Origin of the sequence: Paracoccus yeei ATCC BAA-599 (assembly GCF_000622145.1) — a bacterium.
Classification (GTDB): domain Bacteria; phylum Pseudomonadota; class Alphaproteobacteria; order Rhodobacterales; family Rhodobacteraceae; genus Paracoccus; species Paracoccus yeei.
Genome location: NZ_JHWH01000019.1, coordinates 1 through 20,216, shown reverse-complemented (window position 1 = coordinate 20,216; position 20,216 = coordinate 1). Strand labels below are relative to the sequence as shown.

At 65.7% G+C, this 20,216-nt stretch carries 18 protein-coding genes; 8 read left to right on the top strand and 10 right to left on the bottom strand.

The genetic code is table 11. The features are described 5' to 3' along the window. Positions 1-84: 84 nt before the first annotated feature. The 4 genes from BU28_RS22780 to qhpG form a co-directional block, all read right to left on the bottom strand. Positions 85-1,281, bottom strand: coding sequence for an alpha/beta hydrolase (locus BU28_RS22780; RefSeq protein ID WP_036762734.1), 1,197 nt, complete (start codon positions 1,279-1,281; stop codon positions 85-87). A gap of 275 nt (positions 1,282-1,556) precedes the next feature. Then, the gene (locus BU28_RS26080; RefSeq protein WP_211254161.1) at positions 1,557-1,802 is read right to left on the bottom strand and encodes a hypothetical protein; all 246 of its coding nucleotides are present in this window, start codon (positions 1,800-1,802) and stop codon (positions 1,557-1,559) included. A gap of 169 nt (positions 1,803-1,971) precedes the next feature. Beyond that, on the bottom strand, positions 1,972-2,127 hold the full coding sequence (locus tag BU28_RS26615) for an SDR family oxidoreductase (RefSeq protein ID WP_269845840.1): 156 nt from the start codon (positions 2,125-2,127) through the stop codon (positions 1,972-1,974). Between the two features lie 293 nt (positions 2,128-2,420). Continuing rightward, positions 2,421-3,656, bottom strand: a complete 1,236-nt coding sequence (qhpG, locus tag BU28_RS22770; RefSeq protein ID WP_036762733.1) for a flavin-dependent monooxygenase QhpG — start codon at positions 3,654-3,656, stop codon at positions 2,421-2,423. Between the two features lie 214 nt (positions 3,657-3,870). Here qhpG and peaA point away from each other — a divergent pair, with 214 nt between their 5' ends. The 6 genes from peaA to BU28_RS0111585 are packed head-to-tail and all read left to right on the top strand — an operon-like array spanning position 3,871 to position 10,636. Continuing rightward, positions 3,871-5,406 carry a quinohemoprotein amine dehydrogenase subunit alpha gene (peaA, locus tag BU28_RS0111610; RefSeq protein WP_028719640.1) on the top strand — a complete coding sequence of 512 codons (1,536 nt, stop codon included), beginning with the start codon at positions 3,871-3,873 and terminating at the stop codon, positions 5,404-5,406. Between the two features lie 4 nt (positions 5,407-5,410). Then, a complete protein-coding gene (gene peaB / locus BU28_RS0111605; protein WP_028719639.1) occupies positions 5,411-6,865 on the top strand; it encodes a quinohemoprotein amine dehydrogenase maturation protein in 1,455 nt (484 codons plus the stop codon). Then, positions 6,862-7,194, top strand: coding sequence for a quinohemoprotein amine dehydrogenase subunit gamma QhpC (gene qhpC / locus BU28_RS0111600; protein ID WP_028719638.1), 333 nt, complete (start codon positions 6,862-6,864; stop codon positions 7,192-7,194). The genes peaB and qhpC overlap by 4 nt, the downstream gene beginning before the upstream one ends. Further along, positions 7,194-8,264: a quinohemoprotein amine dehydrogenase subunit beta gene (gene peaD / locus BU28_RS0111595; protein WP_028719637.1), complete on the top strand. Its 1,071-nt coding sequence runs from the start codon at positions 7,194-7,196 to the stop codon at positions 8,262-8,264. The genes qhpC and peaD overlap by 1 nt, the downstream gene beginning before the upstream one ends. 1 nt (position 8,265) lies before the next feature. Then, positions 8,266-8,934 (top strand): subtilisin-like serine protease QhpE, encoded by a 669-nt coding sequence (gene qhpE / locus BU28_RS0111590; RefSeq protein ID WP_028719636.1) that lies wholly within the window; start codon positions 8,266-8,268, stop codon positions 8,932-8,934. After that, positions 8,927-10,636, top strand: coding sequence for an ABC transporter ATP-binding protein (locus tag BU28_RS0111585; RefSeq protein WP_028719635.1), 1,710 nt, complete (start codon positions 8,927-8,929; stop codon positions 10,634-10,636). The genes qhpE and BU28_RS0111585 overlap by 8 nt, the downstream gene beginning before the upstream one ends. Here BU28_RS0111585 and qhpR read toward each other — a convergent pair. Continuing rightward, positions 10,552-11,484, bottom strand: a complete 933-nt coding sequence (gene qhpR, locus BU28_RS0111580; protein ID WP_233145033.1) for an AraC-like transcriptional regulator QhpR — start codon at positions 11,482-11,484, stop codon at positions 10,552-10,554. The two genes, BU28_RS0111585 and qhpR, sit on opposite strands and share 85 nt — an antisense overlap. Before the next feature lie 354 nt (positions 11,485-11,838). Between qhpR and BU28_RS0111575 the strand changes: the two genes are divergently transcribed. Next, entirely contained in the window at positions 11,839-13,242 is a 1,404-nt protein-coding gene (locus tag BU28_RS0111575; RefSeq protein WP_028719633.1) for an aldehyde dehydrogenase family protein, read from the top strand. A gap of 38 nt (positions 13,243-13,280) precedes the next feature. Here the strand turns inward: BU28_RS0111575 and BU28_RS0111570 are convergent, their stop codons facing one another. Further along, entirely contained in the window at positions 13,281-13,748 is a 468-nt protein-coding gene (locus BU28_RS0111570) for an Lrp/AsnC family transcriptional regulator (protein WP_233145032.1), read from the bottom strand. A gap of 127 nt (positions 13,749-13,875) precedes the next feature. On the opposite strand from BU28_RS0111570, the gene hppD reads away from it, so the two are divergent. After that, positions 13,876-14,985, top strand: a complete 1,110-nt coding sequence (gene hppD / locus BU28_RS0111565) for a 4-hydroxyphenylpyruvate dioxygenase (protein ID WP_028719631.1) — start codon at positions 13,876-13,878, stop codon at positions 14,983-14,985. A gap of 72 nt (positions 14,986-15,057) precedes the next feature. Here hppD and BU28_RS0111560 read toward each other — a convergent pair whose 3' ends face one another. The 4 genes from BU28_RS0111560 to BU28_RS26320 form a co-directional block, all read right to left on the bottom strand. Continuing rightward, on the bottom strand, positions 15,058-16,353 hold the full coding sequence (locus tag BU28_RS0111560) for a hypothetical protein (RefSeq protein ID WP_028719630.1): 1,296 nt from the start codon (positions 16,351-16,353) through the stop codon (positions 15,058-15,060). Then, positions 16,350-18,602 (bottom strand): glycoside hydrolase family 99-like domain-containing protein, encoded by a 2,253-nt coding sequence (locus BU28_RS22765; RefSeq protein ID WP_051578145.1) that lies wholly within the window; start codon positions 18,600-18,602, stop codon positions 16,350-16,352. The genes BU28_RS0111560 and BU28_RS22765 overlap by 4 nt, the downstream gene beginning before the upstream one ends. 16 nt (positions 18,603-18,618) lie before the next feature. Then, the gene (locus BU28_RS22760; RefSeq protein ID WP_051578144.1) at positions 18,619-19,593 is read right to left on the bottom strand and encodes a sulfotransferase domain-containing protein; all 975 of its coding nucleotides are present in this window, start codon (positions 19,591-19,593) and stop codon (positions 18,619-18,621) included. A 355-nt stretch (positions 19,594-19,948) separates the two neighbouring features. Then, the coding region (locus tag BU28_RS26320) for an integrase core domain-containing protein (RefSeq protein WP_248616125.1) at positions 19,949-20,216 on the bottom strand (268 nt) is incomplete at its 5' end.

Here is a 20,216-nt window from a genome sequence, read left to right as displayed (position 1 = left end):
CACTGCAAACAGTTCGTTCAGATTACCCCAGAACAGGGATTCGAACAATCCCGCATCGCAGGCGCAAAGGCTTGCGCAGCGCCCCTATTGCCCGGCCGGGATCAGGGACGGATCGGCGGCCAGCGTCGTTCCGGGACTGGGCTGGGGCTCGGCGCCCTCTTCGAGCACGCGGGCCGGCGCCGTCACCACGGCGCCCAGCGTGTGCAGCGTGCCGGCCGCGACCATGAAGATGCTGCCTCCAGAGCCGTTGTCGCTGGTCAGCCGATGGCCCTGCGCCAGCTTGCGCCCGATCAGCCGCACGATGTCGGGGCTTTCGGCAAAGCGCGAATGGTGCGTGCCGCCCGGCACGTCGATCTGGCTCAGGTCGATGGCGTCGATCCCCGCCTGCAGCAGGGCGGTGCGATAGGGTTCGCGCGAGGGGTCGATTTCGCCCACGCGCTCGACCCGACCCGCGATCAGCCGCGACAGACCCAGTGCGCGGTCGTCCTTGGCCATGAAGATGGTGAAACGCGGGCGCGGGGCGGCCATTTCAATGAACTGGCGGGAAAACACCTCGATGTCGATATCGGGCGAGGCGAGGACCACGTCCCGGATCTTGGGATTCACGGGGCCGCTGCGGATGCTCATCTGGCGCAGCGATTCCATGGTCAGGAAGGCGCCCATGGAATGGGCCAGGATGGTGATCTGCGTGACCGAGGGGTCGTCGGCCAGGATTCGCAGCGACTGTTCCAACGCGGTGCGGGAATAAAGCGCGCTTTCGCGGTCATAGTTATAGCCGACGGGGCTTCCACGCGACGGCCAGGTGAACAGGATCGGTGTCGCCGCCACATCGCCGTCATGCGCGATCTGGGCCAGCCGATAGACCGCCTCGCCATAGGTCGTGTTGAACCCGTGAACGAACAGCAGCACATGGCCGCCGACGCGGTGCTGGCGCATCCAGGCCCGGCCCTGCGCCACCGAACTGATGTCCTGCACCTGGCGGACGTGGAAATCGGTCGTCGGCTGGGGCGGACGGGTGCGCGGCCACTGGATCGTGCCGCTGGGGCGGTTCGCGGGGATCCCCACCTTGACCGCGTCGAGATGCAGCTGCGGGTCGCGCCGGCCGCCGTAACGCTCGGCCCGGTCGGTCAACATCTGGCGGTTGGTGGCCACCAGAACATCGACCGCAGGGCCGGTCTCGACCGGGGCCACGACCGGCTGCATCAGCCCGGTCGGCCGGGGCGAGCAGGCCGACAGCATTCCCGACAGCAGGACCAGAAGGATCGCCAGCCGCACCGGCATCAAGGCGACTCTGGCGGCGGCGGGGCGCAGCCGTGAAGGGTAAGGAAGGCGCGCCGGGGATGTGGACCGCCAGGGGAAGCGGCCAGGGGGAGATCGCAGGGATGGCTGGTCACGGGCCGCCTCGAGATGGAAACAGTTGCCGGTGCTGTGGCCGGTCGCGGGTCTTGTGCCCGGAGGTTACGTCAGGCTCGGCCGGTCCGTCCACCCCGGCGTGCTTGCGGGACCCGCGGCTCCCGGGCCCGGTTTTCGCTGCGACGCGCGTCCAGGCCTGCCGGTCAGGCGGCGGCCTGCCGCGCGCTGTCCCGCGCGCGCCCCTGGCTGACCGCAAAGACCAGCATCGCCAGGGCCGGTACGGCAGCCGGAATCGCGAAGATCAGGAAGTTCTGACCCGGCGGCATTCCCCAGGCCAGCAGCACGCCCCCGAAGGTCGGCCCGGCGATGGCGCCGATCCGGCCACCCCGAGGTCCAGCCCAGGCCCGCCCCGCGCAACGACGGGGTGTAAAGCTGCGCCACGCTGGCATAAAGCAGGATCTGCGTGCCGATGCTGGTGGCGCCCGCCACGAAGACCGGGGCGAACAGCAGCCTCGGCGGGGGGTTGGCGCCGATCAGCGCGATGGCCAGCGCGGCGGCGGCGCAGAAGCCCACGACGTCCCTGGGCAGGCCAAAGCCTCCCTGTTGTCGTCAATGCCGTCAGCCCAGGTCGCCGCCCGCCACGGGCAGACCCGAGCCGGTGATGTAGGACGCCTCGTCCGAGGCCAGGCACAGGATCGGCGCGGCCTGTTCCCGAATGCCGCCATAGCGGCGCATGAACCCCGAATGCTTGACCTGTGCGACCACCCCGGCCATCCCGCGTTGCTCGTCGGGGCTGCCGCCCTCGGCGTTTCGGGGGACGGGCGGGGCGGGGCCTCGGTCCCGCCCGAAGACACGTTGACGATGGTCCCGCCGCCCGCGCCATCAGATGCGGCAGGACCGCCCGGCAGCAATACAGCGTCGGCATCAGCGACCGGCGGATCTCGGCGTCGATCTGGGCGGGTTCGAATTTGGCGAAGGGCCTCATTCGGATCGCGCCGCCGACATTGTTGATGAGGACGCTCGGACCTGCGTTGCCGGGTGATCGACGACCCAGCGGCATCGCCCGGTCAGGACGGGCCGGCCGGTGCGAGCTGCCGGGCAATCTGCGCGCCCGCCGCGCCCCAGCGGGCATGCAGGGCCGGGGCGCCGCCCTGCTGCCAGGACCGCCAGGCCTCGGCCGCCGGGATGCTGCCGAACCAGCCGATGCCCTGCGGCGCGGCGGGGGTATGCAGCACCTCGCGCTCGGCCAGAAGGCCGTCCTCGACCAGGATGGTGCGGGCGATGCGCGGGCGCTCGGGCGGTGGCAAGGCGGGCAGGTCGTCGGGAAAGTCCCGCCGCGCTGCCCAGAAGGGCTCGGCGCGAAAGCGTGGCTCGGCACGCAGGAAATCACGTCCGATCCGCGCCTGGTGCAGGCTGGTCTGCAGCGCCCGTTGCGTAAGGAAGCGGCGGCAAAGGGATTGCGCGCCGGGCCGGGCCGCCAGCGTGCGGCGCACGGCCGCGACGGCAAGCGCGCTCGACACCGCCCAGAACTGGCCGTGGCCCGAAAGCGGGTCCATGGCAGCCAAGGCATCGCCGACGCGCAGCAGGTCCAATGCCCCGACTGGCCCGGGCAGGCGCGGTGCCGCCTCGCGCACCAGAGGCTGGCCGGAAAGCGGCGCATGAGCCAGCGCCGGCTCGGCCGCGGCCATGGCGGCTTGCAGCCGGCCAGCCGGGCTGCCGTCGCCGGCGGCGTCCAGCACCGCCTGGATCCAGACCCGTCCATCGGGCATCGCCACCCGCCACAGCCAGCCCTGCGGCAGCGCCACCAGCCGAATGCCGGGAGGCAGGTTGGCCCGCACCCAGCCGGACAGCGCCACCGTGGCCGGCGCCTTGCCAATGCTTGCGCGCGCGCGGCGACCTCGTGCGTCGATGACCATGGGCGCGCGCAGTCTGTCGCTGCCCAGCCACACGCCGCCCGGCTCGGGCCGGCCGCTGCCGATGGCCAGCCGGGCGCCAGCAGCCTGGGCGCAGCGGCGCAGATGGGCGTCCAGCGCAGCGCGCTCAACCACGTGTTCGGCATTGCTTTCGCTGACGCCCGCCCAGTCCACCTGCCGCCTGAACGGGCCGAAAATGCCGGCAAACCCGTCGATCAGCCCTTGGCCCGCCAGCCAACGGTGCAGGCGCGGGCTGAGCCCCTCGAGCCTCGGCCGGTCGCGGGCGGGATCGATCAGCAGCACGCGCAGCCCGTCGCGCGCCGCAAGCCAGGCCGAAACCGCGCCTGCCGGCCCACCTCCCAGCACGATCAGATCGGCATCCGCGCCCATGCGCCGTTCCCTTTCCTTACCCTGCCTTGCCTGAATGAAAGGCACCTTGCGCCGGATTGCCGCCCGCGAACCTGACATTTGCGGCCAAAGCCACAGGGCGCGCGACGATGCGTCGCGACTCTGGCCGGGAATGACAAGAACCTGCCCGCCGCTGGCGCTTTTCTGGACCTCATCGCGATCGGGCCATTCCCGACAAGCCACAGGAAGCCGCCAGATGAAGCCACTGACCCGAACCGCCCTGGTCTCTGCCGCCGCCCTTGCCGCCGCCCCGGCGCTGGCGGTCAGCGGCGAGGACGTCCTGCAGAACGCCTGCGCCGCCTGCCACGTCAGGCACGAAGACGGCCGGTGGGAACGCATCGACGCCGTCCGCAAGACGCCCGAGGGCTGGGACATGACGGTGACACGGATGATGCGCAATCACGGCGTCGCGCTGGAACCGCAAGAGCGGGCGGCTGTGGTCCGCTACCTGTCCGACACCCGCGGTCTGACGCCCGAAGAAGCCGAGGGGCGCCGCTATATCCTGGAACGCAAACCAGTGGCCTTCGACGAGGGTCCCGATACGCTGATGACCCAAACCTGCGGCCGATGCCATTCCTATGCCCGCGTCGCCCTGCAACGCCGCACGCCCGAGGATTGGGCGCATCTGGTGAACTTCCACCTGGGCCAGTTCCCGACGCTGGAATACCAGGCGCTGGCGCGGGATCGCGACTGGTGGGGCATCGCCCAGGCCGAGATCATTCCCTTCCTCGCCAAGACCTATCCGCTGGGCGAGGCGCCGCCCGCCTTTGCCGGCGACGCTTCGGGCGACTACGTCCTGGCTGGGCGCCAGCTGGGGCGTGGCGACTATACCGGACGGCTTGCGCTGACGAAGGCGGGTGACGATTACGCCGTGACCATGACGCTGGACTTCGCCGACGGCAGCGCAAGCTACAAGGGCACCGGCCGCATCCTGGGCGCCGGCGAATGGCGCGCGACGCTGAGCGACGGCAAGACCGAGATCCGCCAGGTCCTTGTTTTTCACGACGGCCGCTTCGACGGGCGCTGGTACCACGCCGACAGCGACGTGATCGGCGGCAGACTGGCGGCGGTGCGCCCCGAGGCGGCGGCGCAGGTCCTGGCCGCCCAGCCCGCCCGGCTGAAGATCGGCGTGCCGACCCGGGTACGGATCGCAGGCGCGGGGCTGACCGACGCGCTGACCTTGCCCGAAGGTGTCTCTGGCCGCGTGGAATCGGTCCAGGGCGGCGTGGCGGTGCTGGAACTGACCGCCAGCGGCGCGGTCGGCCCGGTTGCGATCGGCCTTGGCGGGCAAAGGGTCGATCTGGTCGCCTATGACCAACCCGACCGCGTCAGCATCGTGCCCGACCTGACCATCGCCCGCATCGGCGGAAACGGCGGGCCGATCCCCAAGGTGCCCGCACAGTTCGAGGCGGTGGGCTGGCTGAACGGCGCCGACGGCCAGGCGGGAACGGCGGACGATGTCGCGCTTGGCGCCTTCCCGGCCCGCTGGTCCACGGAAAACTTCAACGAGGAGGCCGAGACGATGGAGGATGCGACATATGCGGGCGTCATCGACGATGCGGGGCTTTTTACGCCAGGCGACGCCGGGCCGAACCCGGAACGCCCGATGCAGACCAACAACGCGGGCAACCTGAAGGTCATCGCCACCGTGGACACAGGTGGCGCGCCGCTGACCGCCGAGGCGCATCTTTACGCCACGGTCCAGCGCTTCGTCGACGCGCCGATCCGGTGACGCCATGGGAGCCCTGACCCTGATCCGCCACAATGCCCACCGCGTCGATGTCGACGGCCATGCCATGCTGATGCATGTGCCGACGACCAGCCTGTTCGAGCTCGACGGCGTGGCGCGCGACGTCTATGACCTGTTCCGCAGCGCGCCCGCCGTAGACCCAGACCTGATGCGGGCGCGGCTGAGCCGCCACAGCCCGGACACGCTGGCCGACTGCCTGCACAGCTTCCTCGCGCTCGACATCCTGCGTGACGCCGATGCGGCGGATACCCCCCGCCCGATCACGAAGGTCGAGGAGATTCCGCTGTCCACGATCATCCTGAACGTGAACACCGGCTGCAACCTGGCCTGCACCTATTGCTACAAGGAGGACCTGACCTCCCCCGCCAAGGGCCAGAAGATGGGCTTTCAGACGGCGCGCGCCAGTTTCGAGCTGCTGCTGAAGCAGGCCCATGCCCGCGACCGCGTGAACGTGGTGTTCTTTGGCGGCGAGCCGCTGTCCAACATGCCGCTGATCCGCGAGGTGGTGGCCTATGCCCTGCCGCGCGCGGCGGAGCTGAGCAAGACGGTCGACTTCTCGCTGACCACCAATGCGACGCTGCTGACGCCCGACCTGGTCGACTGGTTCGACGCGCATCGCTTCGCGCTGACGGTCAGCATGGACGGGCCCAAGCTGCTGCACGACCAGAACCGCAAGACGGTGGGCGGCAAGGGCACCTATGACCTGGTGGCGCGCAATGTGCGCATGCTGCTCGCGCGCTATCGCTCGCGCCCGGTCGGCGTGCGGGTGACGCTGACGCGCGGCGTGACCGACGTCATCGGCATCCACGACCACCTGAAGAACGATCTCGGCTTTCACGAGGTGGGCTTCGGCCCGGCGACCTCGGGGCCGATCGCGGTCTTCAACCTGGACCAGCAGGCGCTGCAAGCCGCCTTCGAGGACATGAAGACCCTGGGCCGGCGCTATGTCGAGGCCGCCTGCCGGGGCGAGAATATCGGTTTTTCCAACATGCACCAACTGCTGACCGACATCGCCCAGGGCACCAAGAAGGCGGTGCCCTGCGGCGCCGGGCTGGGAATGCTTGCCGTGGACAAGGAGGGCGATCTGCACCTCTGCCACCGCTTCGTCGGCTCGAACCAGCCGACCTATGGCAATGTCGCGCAGGGCATCGACGTGCCGAAACTGGCGCGCTTCATCGAGACGGCGCAGGACCGCAGCGCCTATGGCTGCAAGATCTGCCGCATCCGGTCGATCTGCGCTGGCGGCTGCTATCACGAAAGCTATGCCCGGCAAGGCGATCCCTTCGCCCCGGTCTGGCATTATTGCGACCTGATGCGCGACTGGGTCGATTTCGGCATCGAATCCTATGTCCGCATCATGCAGGCCAACCCATCCTTCTTCCGCAGCCAGTTGGAGCCCCGGATCGCCCGATCCGGCACCGCAAGGGAGCATCTGCAATGAAACACCTGACCCCCGCCAACGCCAAGGCGAAGGCCTTTGTGGAAGCCGAGGCCCTGGGCCGCGAGGAGGAGGTCGTGGCGATGAATTCGCTGGTCGGCTGCACCACCTCCTTCGACCCCGGCTGGGAGGTGGACGCCTTCGGCGCCGTCTCGAACCTGTGCCAGCCGATGGAGGCCGACCTGTACGGCTGTGCCGACCCTTGCTGGTGGCCCGCGCAGGTCGCGGACACGCTGAACACCTACCCGGACTGGAGCGCCGGCGCCGACGACGTCATGCAGGACTGGCGCAAGCTGCAATCGGTCTTCCCGGAAACGAAAGGCTCGTCCTGATGCGCAGATCCCTGATGCTTGCGGCGGCGCTGGCGCTGGCCGGCCCGGCTGCCGCGCATGACTATATCCTGGCCCCGGCGCGACCGAACAAGCTGATCGTGGTCGATAGCGAACGCATGGCCGTCGACAAGGTCATCGAGATCGAGGACGCCGGCCCGACCCCGATGGTCCCCATCGTCGCGCCGGATGGCAAGACCGCCTTTGCCACGGTCAACAAGACCGAAAGCCTGGTCAAGATCGACCTCATGACCGGCCAGACTCTGGGCCGCATCGACCTGTCCACGCCCGGGGAACGGGTCAAGTCGCTGTTCGGCGCGGCGCTGTCGCCCGACGGCAGGACTCTGGCCATCTACGAAAGCCCGGTGAAGCTGGCGCTGACGCATTTCGAGGTCCAGCCCACCCGCATCGCGCTTTACGACGCCGAGACGCTGGAACGGCGCACGGTGTTCCAGGCGCCGCGCCAGATCACCATGCTGGCATGGTCGCTGGACGGCACGCGGCTTTACGGCCTGGGCCGCGCCATGCACGTCATCGACGCCGCCACCGGCGCGCTGGTCGAGGATCTGCCGATCCAGACCTGGAAATCCGACACCTATGCCCAGCCCGACGTGCTGGCGGTCTGGAGCCAGCACGAAAGCTCGGGCGTGATGGCGACGCCGTTCTATACCAGCCTCAAGGACGGCGATCCGAACGATCCCGCGACCTTCCGCACCGGCATCCTGACGATGAACCTGGAAACCGGCAAGATGGTGATGCAGGACATCCGGCCGATGGACGTGTTCTATTTCTCGACCGCGGTGAACCCCGCCCGGGATCGCGCCTTCGGGGCCTATAACGTGCTCGAAAGTTTCGACTTGGTGAACAACGCCTCGATCAAGCGGGTCAGCTTGCCGCACAGCTATTATTCGGTGAACGTCTCGACCGACGGCAGGACGGTCTGGCTGGGCGGCGCCTTGGGCGACCTTGCCGCCTATGACGCCGAGACGCTGGAGAAGAAGGGCCAGATCGATTTGCCCGGCAATGCCTCGATGTCGCTCGCCTCGGTCCGGCTTTTCACGCGGGACGAATGACGTGCTGCGGGTGGGGGTGATCGACAGCGGCCCCGGCCCCGACGATCCGCTGGAGCCGGCCCGCGCCTTTCTTGCCGACGGCGCGGCCATGCCCGCCCGGCTCGACCGGCTGGGCCATGGTACCGCCGTTGCCGCGATCATCCGCCGCGCCTGCCCCGGCGCGGCGGTGCTGCATGCGCAGGTCTTTGACGATCGGCCGCTGACCAGCGCGCTGCGCGTCGCCGCCGCGCTGCGCTGGTTCGGTTCGATGGGCAGCGCACGCCCCGAGGTGATCTGCATGAGCCTCGGCCTTGGCGCCGACCGTGCGCCGCTGCGCGCGGGCTGCGCGGCGCTGCTGGCGCAAGGCGCGGTGCTGGTCGCGGCGCATCCGGCACGGGGCGCCCCCTGCTTTCCCGCCGCCTATTCCGGCGTGGTAGCCGCAACCGGCGATGCGCGCTGCGGCTGGGACGAGCTGTCGCATCTGGGCCCGGCGCTGTTCGGCGCCTGGTGCAACTCGCCCGAGCATGGCCCGCGCGGCATGGGCGGCGCAAGCCTGGGCGCGGCGCGCGTCGCGGGCCATCTGGCGGCGATCATGGCCAAGACCGGCAGGTTGGACGGGCCTGCCGCCATCGCCGCGCTGGCCGCGCGGGCAATCCATCACAGCCCCGAACGGAGGCGCGGCCATGGATAGGCTGGCCGCCCGCCTTGCGCGGCTGATCTTTGGTGTACCGGCGGCCTGCTGGCTGGCGCCGGTGATGGCACGAGCGCTGCCCTCCGGGCTGGTGGTGCTGGCCGCCTCGCTGGCGGCGGCGGCGCTGGGACTGGCAATGCCGATGCTGACCCGGCAGGTCATCGACGCCGGCATCATGGCTCATGACATGGGCGCGCTGGTCTTTTGGGCCGGACTGTCCTTTGCGCTGGGGCTGGGGGCGGTCGGCTTTGGCATGGTGAACGCCATGCTGCACCTGCGCGCCTCGACACGGATGCTGGCCGATCTGCGCGGCCGCCTGTTCGGGGCGGCCCTGGCGCGCGATCCGGCCAAGGCCGACCTGACGTTGGGCGAGGCGATGGCCCGGCTTGACGGCGACTGCGCCGAAATCCAGAGCTTTGCCTTTGACACCTTGCTGGTGGCGGTGGGGGCGCTGTTCCGGCTGGCCGGCGGGCTGGGGCTGATGATCGCGCTGGACTGGCGGATGGCCGCGCTGCCGCTGCTTGCCGCGCCTTTCGAGCTGTGGTTCCTGTCCCGTGCCCGGCCTCGAACCCGGGCGCTGGCCGAGATGGTGCGCAGCCAGCGCGGCGCGCTGTCCGCACAGATGGCCGAGACGCTGTCCGCCCGCGCCACCCTGCGCAGCCTTGGCGCGCTGGACCTTCGTGCCGCAGGCTTCGACGTTGCCCAGCGGGCACAGATCGCCGGTCTGACACGCCAGCGGCTGTGGTCCGAGACGGTGGGCGCGGTCAGCCAGACCATCACCGCCGTCCTGCGCGGCGCCATCCTGCTGGTCGGCGGCTGGCAGGTGGTGCGCGGGCATTGGCAGATCGGCACGCTGGTCGCCTTCCTGGCCTATGCCGGGATGATGTCGGGCCCGCTGCGCAACCTGCTGGGCCTTTATCATGCCCAGGCCCGCGCGCGGGTGGCGGCGGACCGGCTGGGCGCGGTGATCGCCGCCGCAAGACCGGACAAGGGCGCCGAGCCGCCGCGCAAGCCGCTGGCCATCACCCTGCACGCCGCCCGAGCCGAGGGCGCCGCCCATCATCCCGTGACGGCCAGGATCCTTCCCGGCCAGCGGGTGCTGCTCGACGGCCCTTCGGGCATCGGCAAGTCGCGGCTGATGGCCTTGCTGACCCGCGACGCACCTCTGGCAGAAGGCACAGCGCGGCTTGCGGGGGCCGAGCCCTCCAGTCTGCGCCCTGTCGCGCTGACCGCCCGCATTGCCCATCTGGCGCAGCGCCCGGCGATCCTGCGGGGCACCTTGGCCGAAAACCTGCGCCTTGCTGCGCCCGACGCCTGTGACGCCGCGCTGTGGCAGGTGCTGACGGCCGCCGACCTGGAGGGCTGGGCCCTGGCCGGGGCGGGGCTTGCGACCCCCATCAACGAGACGGGCACCAATCTTTCGGGCGGGTTGCGCCAGCGCATCGCCATCGCCCGCCTGCTGTTGCGCCCGGCGGAGGTGCTGATTTTCGACGAGGCATTCTCGGAAATCGACGATGCCGCCTGTTGCCGCATCCTGGCCGCCATTGACGCGCGGCGGCCCGACACGACCCGCATCTTCATCGCCCATAGCGGGCCGGCGCGCGAGGGGCAGTTCGATCAGCGGATCACGCTGACCTCCTCGGCGCCCATCTTCCTGAGTTCGCGCGGCGAAGCGCCGTACCAGCGGGAAAAGGCAGTCTGATCGGAATAGCCCAGCAGCAGGGCAATTTCGCCGAACAGCCGGTCGCTGCGCACCAGCAGCGCGAAACCATGGGCGCGGCGGCATTCCTCGAGGATCTCGTGGAAGGACTGGCCCTCGGCGGCCAAGGCCCGGCGCAGCGAGCGTTCGGACATGCCAAGCTGCGCGGCGACATGGCCCTGGTTGACCGACCCGCGCCCGATCTGCGCCAGGATCAGCGCATGCACCCGCTGGGCGACTGGGGTTTGCCGGCGCAGGTCGATCAAGGCGCCGTCCAGCCGCCTTGCGCTGTCCAGCGGGTCCCCCTGCGGTTCGACCCGCAGCCGGTGCGACAGCACCTCGGCGCGAAAGGTGATGCGGTTCTCGTCCTGACCGAAGCGCGGCATGCGGCCCAGATGGCGGGCCAAGGCCCGCAGGTCGCGATCGGTCTCGTGTTCAAAGCACAGGTCCTGGATCGCGTCGCGCGGAACGCCGTAACGGTTGCAGATGCTGCGGATCAGGCCCAGGGTCAGTTCGGCATCCGCCCGGCGCGGCCAGATCCGCGGGTCGAGCACGCGGTACGAGACATGCGCCTCGTCCCCCGTCACATCGAGCGAAACGGTGCTGTTCGACTGCAGCACGGGAAAGCCGCGCGCAAAGGTGCGCAACGCCTCGCCCAGGGTGCGGCGGGGGGCGACGGCCTCGCCCAGGACGCCAATGCCGGTCAGTCGGATACCCTCGCCCGAGCGCCACACGTGCAAGCTGTCGGTACTGGCCGCGCGTTCGCGCTCCAGCCGGCCGACGAAGGTTTCCAGCGGCATCGGCGGCTCGGCCGCCGCGTGGACGGGGTCGGCCTCTGGCCCCAGAAGCATCGATGCGACGGCTCCGCGAATCCATGACGTGTGCATGGCATTTCCCGTGGCTGCGCCGGGGGGTCGTCGTATCGCGCCTTGGCCCGGCTATTCCCTGTTGCTGCCGACTTTAGCACAGGCGGGCCGCGACCTCTCAAAAAGCTGCGCCTTGGCGGCCCGGCCGGTGCGACGTCGCGAAGCCCTTGCGAATATGACAGTTTTGCGACGGATCGCGGCGATGGGCGCCCGAGACGAACCTGACATTTCCGGCCAGATTTCCGGGCCCGGCGGGGCGGGCGCGACGATTGGCCGGATTTGGCAAGAATCGCGCCGGCCCCTGTCCCAGACTCGCCAGAAGGGTCCAGGAGGGGTGAGATGACCGAATACAGACTGCTGATCGACGGAAAGCTGGTGCACGGCGACATGACCATGGCGGTCGTTAACCCCGCCACCGAACAGGTGCTGGCCCGGGCGCCGCGCGCGTCCAGGGGGCAGCTCGACACGGCGGTGGCCGCGGCCAAGGCAGCCTTTCCGGCTTGGGCCGCACGCCCGATCAATGATCGGCGCGCGCTGATCCTGCGGATCGCCGACCAGCTTGAGGCACGGGCCGAGGAATTCGCCCGGCTGCTGACGCAGGAACAGGGCAAGCCCCTGCCCGAGGCGCAGGCCGAGATTGCCTATACCTGCGCCTTCATCCGCCACCTTGCGGGCTACGACCTGCCTGTGAAGGTGATCGAGGACAATGACAACCGGCTTGTCCGGCAGTTCCGCAAGCCGCTGGGGGTGGTGGGGGCGATCATCCCGTGGAACTTCCCGGTGCTGATTGTGGCCTTCAAGCTGCCGCTGGCACTGCTTGCCGGCAATACGATGGTGGTGAAGCCCGCACCGACCACGCCGCTGACCACGCTGAAGCTGGGCGAGATCATCGCCGAGATCCTGCCGCCGGGCGTGGTCAACATCGTCACCGACCAGAACGACCTGGGCCCGGCGCTGACGGCACACCCCGACGTCGCCAAGATCAGCTTCACCGGCTCGACCGCGACGGGGCAAAAGATCATGGCCAGCGCGGCATCAACCATCAAGCGGCTGACGCTGGAACTGGGCGGCAACGACGCGGCCATCGTGCTGCCGGGCGCCGATCCGGCCAAGGCTGCTCCAGGACTGTTCGCGGGCGCCTTCATGAATGCCGGGCAGGTCTGCCTGGCGATCAAGCGCGCCTATGTCCACGGCTCGATCTATGACGAGGTCTGCGCCCGGCTGGCCGAACTGGCCGAAGCCGCCGTGGTCGGCGACGGCCTGCAGCAGGGCACCACCATCGGCCCGCTGCAAAACCGCATGCAGTTCGACAAGGTCAAGGCTCTGCTCGACTCGGCCCGCGCTGACGGTCGCATCATCGCGGGTGGCACACTGCCCGACGGGCCGGGCTATTTCATCCGCCCCACCATCGTCGCCGACGTCGCGGACGGCCATCGCATCGTGGACGAGGAACAGTTCTGTCCGATCCTGCCGGTGATCCGCTTCGACGATGTCGAGGCGGCCGTCGCCAGCGCCAACGGGCTGGACCTTGGCCTTGGCGGCTCGGTCTGGGGCGAGGACCGAGACCTGGCCCGCAGCGTGGCCGAGCGCATCGACAGCGGCACGGTCTGGATCAACAAGCACCTGGATTTCGGACCGAACATCCCGTTCGGGGGTGCCAAGCAATCGGGGCTTGGCGTCGAGTTCGCCGAGGAGGGCCTGGCCGAGTTCACCCAGGTCCGCATCGTCAACGAGGCGCGCTGAGCGCCGGGGATAGGCGCAAGGCACCAGAGGCCTGCCCCTTATGCCCGCGCCGGCACCACGCCGCCTTCGTCCTTGAGCGTTTTCAGCACGATTTCCGAGCGGACCTGCGACACCTGGGGGTGCGGCAGCAGATGGCGATGGACGAAATCGGCAAAGGCCTCAAGGTCGCGGACCCGCACGTCCAGGATGTAGTCTGCATCCCCCGAAACCGAGAAGGCCGAGCGGATCTGCGCATGGCTGGCGACGAAGCGGGCGAAGTCCTGTTCGTTCGTCTGGCCATGGGCGGACAGGTTCACCCGGATGATGGCCCGCATCCCGACGCCCAGCTTGGCGGCGCTGAGCCGGGCCGAATAGCCCTCGATCACGCCCGCCTCTTCCAGCGCCGCGCGCCGGCGCGAGCATTGCGAGGCCGACAGGTTCACCAGCCCGGACAGCCCGGCGTTGGTCAGCGCACCGTCTCGCTGCAACGCGGCAAGAATCGCAAGATCGAAACGATCCAGTTCCATTTCGTGCATCTCTCGGCTGAATACGCATGAGTCGTGCACAGACTGGGCGGATCGCTGTCGTTTCGCAAGCTCCGTGCATGGGCTGCGTGGCAATCTTGGCCAAGACGCCCGCGAACAGGAGGAGCCCATGGGTCCGTTCCCGCACGATGCCCCGAAGGCCACGATCAGCCCGGCAAACCCCGCCGGCACCGACGGCTTCGAATTTGTCGAATTCGCCCATCCCGACTCTGCGGTTCTGGACCGGGTCTTTCGCCAGATGGGCTTTGTTCCGGTCGCCCGGCACCGGACCAAGGACATCACACTGTATCGCCAGGGCGACATCAACTATCTGCTGAACGCCGACCCGGACAGCCATGCGGCCGGCTTCGTCGGGGAACACGGGCCCTGCGCGCCGGCCATGGCCTGGCGGGTGGTCGATGCGCAGGTCGCATTGAAACGCGCGCTGGACCTGGGCGCCACCGAATACACCGGCCCCGGCAAATCCATCGGGGCGCCCGCCGTCTACGGCATCGGCGGCTCGCTTTTGTATTTCATCGACAAATATGGCGCCGAAGGCAGTGCCTATGAGGCCGATTACGCCTGGCTGGACGAGGTGAGCCCCCGCCCCGAAGGCTTTGGCTTCTACTACCTCGACCACCTGACGCACAATGTCATCCGCGGCAACATGGACACCTGGTACAGGTTCTACCACGACACGTTCAACTTCCGCGAGATCAAGTATTTCGATATCAGGGGCAGGCAGACCGGCCTGGTCAGCCGGGCGCTGACCTCGCCCGACGGCAAGATCCGCATCCCGATCAACGAATCCACCGACGACCGCAGCCAGATCGAGGAATACCTGCGCAGGTACAAGGGCGAGGGCATCCAGCACATCGCCATCGCAACCGAGGACATCTATGCCGGCACCGACCGGATCGCCGAAGCCGGCATGACGTTCATGCCCGGCCCGCCCGACACCTATTACGAAATGTCGCACAAGCGGGTGAGGGACCATCAGGAACCCGTCGAGCGCATGAGGAAGCACGGCATCCTGATCGACGGCGAAGGCGTGGTCGGCGGCGGCGAAACCCGCATCCTGCTGCAGATCTTCTCGAAGACGGTGATCGGCCCGATCTTCTTCGAGTTCATCCAGCGCAAGGGCGACGGTGGCTTCGGCGAGGGCAACTTCCGCGCGCTTTTCGAATCGATCGAGGAGGATCAGATCCGCCGCGGGGTCCTGAAGGCCACCCTTGCGTGATACGTGCAGAGCCCAAGACGCCTTTATAGGCGCCCTTCAGCGCATCAGCAATCAGCGGTCGGTATCGGACGCTCAGCACGTATCGCGCAGATGGCACTGCAACTGATCGGCGAACCAGATGTTTCGCATGGGGTTCATACCCCATGATTGCATGTAGAAATGCGCGATATGGGACGGAATCCGGGTCCTGTCGCTGACCACAAGTTGCGCGGCCAGGGCACCCCCGGGGCTAAGCTGGTCCGCATAGGCAAGGCTGTCGCGCAGATAATCCGTGTCGCTGTCGGAGCGGCCATCGGGAAGGTTTCCCTTACCGATCTGCGCCCGCTGGCAGGCTTCGCTAAGCGGCTTGCCACCTCGAACATAGGGAAGAAAGGCGATATCTGGCCGAGGTTCTCGTTTGAGGCAGGCGTTGACATAGGAAAGGCTGTTGGTGATGTAGCCGAATTGAGGCCCTTCCGCTCCTGAACCGTTGATGGTGCGGGTCGCATTCCAGAGGTGCCTGCTGCGATCACGAAACAGCGCGGGGTCCTCTGCAACAAGCGCATAAGGATAATCGATCACGATTTCCGATATGGTGACAGAGTCCGGGCTGTCGGTCTGCAGCTTGGAAAAGGCAGCCAGGACGTCGACAAGATCCACGCTTGTGCCGCCGCCGCGTCTGGGCAGGCCTCGCAGTCGCCAGTTTGGAAGATTGACCACAAGCCGCAATTGCGGAGGGTTGCCGTTATTTGCCTTGGTCACCAACTCGCGCATTTCGACCAGGTAAGAATGAACCGTCCGTACCGTCGTGTCGATATCGAAGCTTTTCTTGACCTTCAAACAACCGGACTGCTTCGTTGATCCTTCGATCAAACGCAGGAAAGGGCCATCGACGTTCAGCGCAAAGATAGAAATCCCGGCGTTGGACAGGCGCTGCAAGGATTGGTCGAACTCTTGCCGAGCCGCATGCCGACCCCGTTCCTCGGGCGAGAAACCCTGCCTGCACGCATCACCAGACAGGCCCGCCCCCGCCTCGTAACTGATCGAAAAGCCAAGATCGCGCTGCAGCCGGGCCAAGGCATCAAGATCGGCCTGCCGCAGGTAAGTCTCCTCTGGGCGGGGAATATAGGTCCCGTTCTCATTCCTGCCAAACCGCAGTTCGCTTTTCATCAGGAACGTGCCATTCAGTAGGATTTCCTGGACCCCAGCCTCATGCAGGTTCCTCCATACCGGTACTGTGTCGGCGCCAAACAGCGTCTGATTGTCAAGCGCGCGCGGACTCGGGCCAAACACGATGTCGGCTTCCGCCCGCGCTGGCACTGCCGACAGCAACGCCAGTGAGAGGGAAAGAGCCAGCGACTTTGCCCAAGTCCGCACGGGAGCCATCATGAAATGGGCTCATCTTGCTTGCCGCAATGACGCGACAGCACAGTCAGGTACAGGTCCTCGTATTTCATGCTTGGTTCCAGCATAGCCTTTTCGGCCCATTCGTTCCAAGCGTTGATGAACAGTTCCTGCCGATAGGATTGAACCAACGCTTTTTCCCGGAGCGCCCGGAGCCAGAGGTTAAAGGATGCGGGGTTCGCCCCCAAGGCGATATGTGCGTCTTTCCCGCGTCGTGCGGTATTGTCCCAGGACGGCATCACCCCCCGGATGGTATTGGGCGGAAGAGCCCTTGAATACTTGTCCGAGACGGACGTCTGGGCAATCCTGTTGTAATCGTAAACAAGGCCCGAGAACTCGCCTTGCATCCCGCGCTCCAGAACGTTCCCCTTGGGCCCGCCAAACAGATAGTCGTCCCCTTGGACCAGACCATGCGGAGGCATTTCAATCCAGAAATCGAAGCAGTCCTGGCGGTGATCCTTGTCGCGGTCCAGATGGAACAGGACAGCACCGATTTCGACCTCGCCTACGCCATTGCGCCTCCAGGCCTGCCGAAGTCTCTCGACCGACGCCGCGGCATCGGGCAAATCGCTTGGCCGATAGATGACGAACCGTGGCCGGACGCCATCGGGGCGCTGATATCTTTCGTCGCGCATATAGGGCGCGCAATCGTCGGCAAAGGCGGTTTCAAACCCTTCCAGGTAGCTTTGCTCCAGAAGAACCGTGCCCGACATGCCATCCCAGTTCCGGCGCCAGCTTTCGTTCGCCCAGCACAGATAGAAGGGAAAGTCGATATCAGGACGCTTCAGCAGATTGTCCAGCGGCTGTTCCAATATCCGGCGGCCGTTGAACCAGTAGTGATAGACGCAAAAGGCGTCGATCCCCGCCTTCCGCGCAAGCTCTGCCTGACTGCCCATCACCTCGGGCAGGCGCAGGTCGTAAAATCCCAGATCCAAGGGAAGCATGGGTTGGGTGTGCCCTTCGAAGGAAGGCTTCGTAGTCACCACATTCCGCCACTCGGTGAAACCCTTGCCCCACCAGCGGTCATTTTCCTTGGTGGGATGGAACTGCGGCAGATAGAATGCGCTGACATAGCGCGGTTTGCTGGCCGGCGTAGCCTCCCGAACAGCAGTCTCCAGTTCGGTCGTCTGGACGATCCTGTTGCCGAATGCCTTGCATAGCGGCCCCATGGCCCGTTCAAAGCCATGAGCTACCGTCCCGTCGACCTGGCCATACTCAATGTCAAAATCGTTGGCGTTCAGCTGCAAGGCCTTGATCATGGCGATCATGTCGGATTTCAGCCAGTACATCGAGCCTGCGGGAAAGCCGCAATTCGCCCGGTCCAGCTCGATTTCCACCCTGTGCAGGATCTGCCGGGTTATTTCATAATTCGACCCCCACCACTTCGTGTCTTCATAGTGCTGTCCGTCGGACACCCAAACCGACGTCCTGTCGTCGCGCATGAAATTGTCAAGCCGGTCGGGAAGGGTTTCTGGAGACAACAAGCCTTCGATCAGGTGCCGCCTCCAAATATCGCCGTCCAGTCGGTGGGGCGACTTCTTGGTGTGGATCTTGCAGATCGCCTTGTATCTTGACAGAAGCCCAGCATTCACCAAGCTGACGAAGGGCAGAATATCGCGGCCACGGTTTTCCATCTGGACCACCACGGCATCGGGGAACGCTTCGGACACAAGGCGCTGACATTCGTTGGTAGCCTTTCCCCGATAAGTCAGGGTGACATACAGGTCAAAGTCGATGGTCAGGCTTTTCAGGATCTGTTCAAATTCGGGCCATAGCTCCGGATAATAAACGTGAACTACAACGGCATAGGGATTGACCGCTTCCTTTTTCAGCGCACCGATGTTCGGCGTCTTTTCAGGCGGGATCCGCTCGACCTCTGGCAGATCCTTGTAGAGTCGGTTCTCAAATCGGCCGGTCTTTGCATAATGCAGAAGCGGAGAAATCCCCGCCGCGCGCACATCGGCATTGTACTTCAGGTAGGCGAACGGGGAAAAGTCCGGATTTGGCCGGAAACCACTGCTCTCGCCATAAACCGCGTAATGCCTGAGCGGGAACTTCTTGAACAGAGGATGAATATGGGGATAAGCGCCAAGGTAATATGTCTTGTCGAACAGATTTTCTGCCTTCGCGGCGCGGATCAGGGCCTTCTCCGAACTGCGAAGATTGAAGATCCGGAGAAATCTGAAAGCCCGTTGAGTGGTGGAAGCGGTTTGCTGGACCGAACTCTTATACATTCTTGCAGTCCTGACTTCAAATCTTGTCGACAAGGCGGCGCGACAGTTGGACCCAGTACGCTGGAGTCAGTGAATCTCTGAAGACCACGTTATCTTCCTTCGGAAAAGCGCCGATTTCTACTCCACCATTCCTATCCTGGAACTGCCTGTTCAGGGGGCCGAATACATCTTTGAGCCGTTGATATTCGTTCTTGGTGAAGATGGTTGTTTTCATCCCGTCCTTGCCAATGTCGTCCAGCGCAACCCTTGCTGTTTCCAGAAGCCATGATTTGAACGGCTTGCCTCCAAGGACATGCGCCACAACCCATGTTCCCAGCGGATCGGGAGAGACGTTGCTGTTCCCGGCAGGCAGGTCTTTTAGCGCACCGGCAAACTGGGGCAAGCCACATTCCGTCATCATGCGGCCGATGATGCCGTGACTTTCGCGCGCCTCGCGCTCGTATGAGAAAAAGGAAATTTCTTCTGGCGAGAACGCAGTTTCCAGATAGTCTTTCAGATCATTGTAATCCAGAAACAAGCCCGTGGCCATCTTGGAGGAAGCCGCGCCTTCAAAGAAGTTTCCCCAATGAATATTCACACCGCTCTTGACGACCTGCAGATATATGGATTGCAGGAATGAAATCTGATTCCGCAGAAAGCAGACAACCTTTACTTCGTCAAACTCAGACAACATGTCTCGCAGTTTTCGCATGTCGACCCGGGAATTCGGGTTTCCGCGCGAGAGTTCCTCGGTGCTGATCAGCACTGTACGATCCGATCTTGCATGCTCCCTTACCAGCTTGGTCCATGCCGCTTGAGCAGTGGTATCGAGATGGTAGGCTTCGGGCAGCTTGATCCAGTCCATTACCAAGCCGTGCTGTCCGTTTGTCTTACCTATTTCAGGAAAAACGAGACCTTTTCCGGAAAGAAGGTTCCTGTTCAATGCAAAGGTGTCTTGGATCGTCGTTGTGCCGGTTTTATGGGTACCGATATGCAGGATCACCTTGGACATTACAGCTCTTGTTTTCTTGTGGCGTTTTGGGGCTCTTATCATGCGGTGACGCTACTGCACAACTGCGGGAATTTGGTACGGAAGCCAATTGGCTGCAACCCGCCCGCGCTTGATCGATCATGAGTGGCAAGCTCTGCAATCGCGTATTTCACAGCACAAAACCAATAATTCTATTTTAATACAAAAGGTTGGGTCCTGATGTCCACATACAATGAAAACTGCGCCACATTAGGCCGTGCACCTGAGCCAATCTGACCTGCCCTCCGCGAGATCTCTCAGTCTGATGTAGAGTCTGCTCAACCGTGATCCGATCCCCAACGTTGGACCGCCCGCAGGCAGAGTTTTCCTGCTTTGCTCAGGGTGACGGGCTGGTGACGCCCCCTGATTTCGTCAGCATGATCGGGACCTTGTTGCCGATCGCGCCATGTGGCCGTTCCTCGTTGTAGTATCTCCGCCAAGCCTCCAACTTTTCCGCCGCATCCGCAAGGGTGAGGAACCAGTGCTCGTTCAGAAGCGCGGTCTTAGGAGCAAACGCACCATAGCGTTGACGCAGTGGGCTTTTGAGAACATCATGTGAACATGATGGCTCTGGAGGCCTCCATGGCGCAGCACTTTCTTCTCTC